The sequence below is a fragment of the Candidatus Erwinia dacicola genome, from assembly GCF_001756855.1.
Taxonomy (GTDB): Bacteria; Pseudomonadota; Gammaproteobacteria; order Enterobacterales; family Enterobacteriaceae; genus Erwinia; species Erwinia dacicola.
The window spans coordinates 1-3,002 of sequence record NZ_MAYS01000342.1 but is presented as its reverse complement, the minus strand read 5'-3'; the positions used below and the strand labels follow the sequence as shown (position 1 = coordinate 3,002).

At 55.4% G+C, this 3,002-nt stretch carries 3 protein-coding genes and 1 pseudogene; 1 reads left to right on the top strand and 3 read right to left on the bottom strand.

Annotated features, from left to right (window positions below; genetic code table 11):
• Positions 1-166 (top strand): annotated as a pseudogene (locus BBW68_RS16595) (helix-turn-helix domain-containing protein); the annotation flags it as partial.
• A gap of 319 nt (positions 167-485) precedes the next feature.
• Here BBW68_RS16595 and envZ read toward each other — a convergent pair.
• The 3 genes from envZ to BBW68_RS19170 form a co-directional block, all read right to left on the bottom strand.
• Positions 486-1,832, bottom strand: coding sequence for a two-component system sensor histidine kinase EnvZ (envZ, locus tag BBW68_RS09860; protein WP_070135227.1), 1,347 nt, complete (start codon positions 1,830-1,832; stop codon positions 486-488).
• On the bottom strand, positions 1,829-2,548 hold the full coding sequence (ompR, locus tag BBW68_RS09855) for an osmolarity response regulator transcription factor OmpR (protein WP_070135226.1): 720 nt from the start codon (positions 2,546-2,548) through the stop codon (positions 1,829-1,831). The genes envZ and ompR overlap by 4 nt, the downstream gene beginning before the upstream one ends.
• Positions 2,549-2,706: 158 nt before the next feature.
• Positions 2,707-3,002, bottom strand: a 296-nt coding sequence (locus BBW68_RS19170; RefSeq protein ID WP_222563079.1) for a hypothetical protein, incomplete at its 5' end; no start/stop codon positions are given.

Sequence of the window (3,002 nt, the reverse complement as noted above, 5' to 3'; positions counted from 1 at the left end):
AAGGCCCAACGCATTAAAAGCGTATGAGCGATAGCAGATTGGGCGGCTATTGGCGAAGGGGCACACCCGCCAGCAGTTGTCCATTATCTACGGTGTGGGGTTATCGACTCTCTACCGGTATTTTCCGGTAGATGGTCAGAGAAAGGTTGACGCGGTAGGATTGTAATCCTTTTGCAGATATTGAAACGCCGCAGCGATGCCATTTATCTCACGGAAATGGGCGCATTTATCGCGCGGCGCATCAAAAGGCGGGCGGTAGCGCAACGCGCACCATCTGCTTGGTGAACGACAGTCAGCATCTGCAGAAGATTAAGCGCATGCAGCCCGATATCGTGATCTCGTTGCAGCTGCTGGGCAGTGAGTTCCTGTGCGGACGCTAAGCGGGGAGACGATTGACAATGCGGAGATTGCCAAGCTGTTTTGGGTCATGTCAACACGGATTAACCGGGCGCGGCATGCTACGCCACGCCCTACCCGGTTTCCGATTACACCATCGGGCCGGGCAGACTGGTCGGGGGCAGCGGCAGGTAAGCACGAATGCGCAGGCCACCTTTATCGCTCTTGACGATCTCCAGCGTTCCCTGATGCGCATCGATAATACGTTGCACAATCGCTAAGCCGAGGCCGGTGCCGCTGGTACTGCGCGCGCTGTCGCCGCGCACAAACGGCTGGAACAGATGCTTCAGCTGGTCCAGCTCAATTCCCGGGCCGTCATCTTCCACCTGGAACCAGCCGCGCTGCAACTCGCGTCCGGAGCTGACTTTAATCCAGCCATTGCCGTAACGGGCGGCGTTCACCACCATATTCGCTACGGCACGTTTGATGGCCAGTGGGTTGATATCCAGCATCAGCTCGGCGGACATCACCGCATTCTCAATTTCACGTTCGTAGCCGCTCTCTGCGGCCACCACTTCGCCCAGCACGCTGTTGAGGTCGGCACGTTCAAACTGCATCTCTTGGCCGGTGCGCAGATAGTCGATAAACTGTTCGATAATCGCATTACACTCTTCGATATCTTTGTTGATCGACTCCGCAAGGTAGTCGTCCTGCTCCGACATCATCTCGGTTGCCAGACGGATGCGTGTCAGCGGCGTGCGCAGATCGTGACTAACTCCGGCCATCAACAGAGTACGGTCATCGGCCAGCTGTTTAACGCCGGAAGCCATCTGGTTAAAGGCCCGGGTAACTGAACGCACCTCGGACGCGCCATACTCGCGCAGCGGCGGCGGAATAATCCCTTTACCCACCTGCAGCGCGGCATGTTCCAGCTCCACAAGGGGGCGGTTCTGGATGCGGATAAACAACCACGCCCCGCCAATCGCCAGCAGCATAATCGCCAGCGTGTAGCGGAACAGCGGCGAGAAGTCGCCCTGATGGATTTCGGTCAACGGCACGCGCACCCAGATATCGGGCGACAGCCAAGTTTTCAGCCAAACCACCGGTGAGTTTTTATTAACCTCGACGCGCACATCGGTTAGGCCACCGAGCTGCTGCGCCATCTGCTGGCTGAGGAATTCGTAGTGTTGAGCCCAGCGTAATCCGCTCTCTTCCGCCGCCGCGTTGGTATACAGCGAAATGCCCAACTCGCGGTATATTTCACGGCGAAATGCTGGTGGCACTTCCAGCTGCGTGCCATCTTCCAGCTGCAGCTGGTCAGTCATCAACATGTGCACTTCATACGCCAGCACTTTGTTAAACTGCTGCAGGCTGGGCAGAATGGCAAAATTAAGCACCACCAGATAGGTCGTTATTAGGCTGACAAACAGCAAGGTAATGATCAACAACAGAGTGCGGGCAAATGAACTGCGGGGAGAGAAGCGGAGTCGCCTCATGCCTTACTGCCGTCCGGTACGAAGACATAACCCAAGCCCCAGACAGTCTGGATGTAGCGCGGATGCGCCGGATCATCTTCCACCATGCGGCGCAGGCGGGAGATCTGCACGTCGATAGAACGCTCCATTGCACTGTACTCGCGGCCACGCGCTAGGTTCATCAACTTGTCACGCGACAGCGGTTCACGCGAGTGGCTAACTAGCGCTTTCAGTACCGCAAACTCGCCGCTGGTCAGTGGCATAGGCTCATCTTCACGGAACATCTCACGCGTACCGAGGTTTAGCTTGAACTTACCAAAGGCAATCACCACCTCTTCCTGCGAAGGGGCACCCGGCAGCTCATTGGCCTGACGGCGCAGTACGGCACGGATACGCGCCAGCAGCTCACGCGGATTGAAAGGCTTAGGAATGTAGTCGTCCGCGCCGATTTCCAGCCCGACGATACGGTCTACTTCTTCGCCTTTCGCGGTCACCATAATGATCGGCATCGGGTTGCTCTGGCTGCGCAGACGGCGGCAGATAGACAGACCATCTTCGCCCGGCAGCATCAGATCCAGCACCATCAGATGGAAGGATTCACGCGTCAGCAGACGGTCCATCTGCTCCGCATTCGCTACGCTACGCACTTGGAAACCCTGTTCGGTCAGATAGCGTTCCAGTAGCGCACGTAAACGCATGTCATCATCGACCACCAGGATTTTGTATTTTTCTTGCATTGAGTGACTCCCAAAGGTGCTATTGCTTGAGCTGGTATTACCAGCCTAAATGTAACAGTCAATAATGGTTTATATTGTAGCTGAAATTGTTACAAAGCATATTAAACAGCAGCTTATCTTGATAATTCTGGCAAAAAACCACGGCTGAAGCACAAAGTTTACGCGCGGTATTTTGTCAGAACAAACAAGCAGTAACGTTCGGGGATAATTCGCAATGCGTGATTTACATCCGCACGCGGAGCATCACAAAATAGCGGGTAAACCGCGACGATGATGACTGAACGTAGCGCCCTTACAGGGCGAGCGTCACGGCTTCGCCGTTCCGGTGCTTTGCATGACTGGAGCTCCGCTTTATACTCAGCTCCATGTATATCCCGCGTCCCGCCAAACTCCTTTTCACCATCGATAACGGCTGGAACCGCTATCTCGAAAAACATGGCGACAGCGTCAGCCA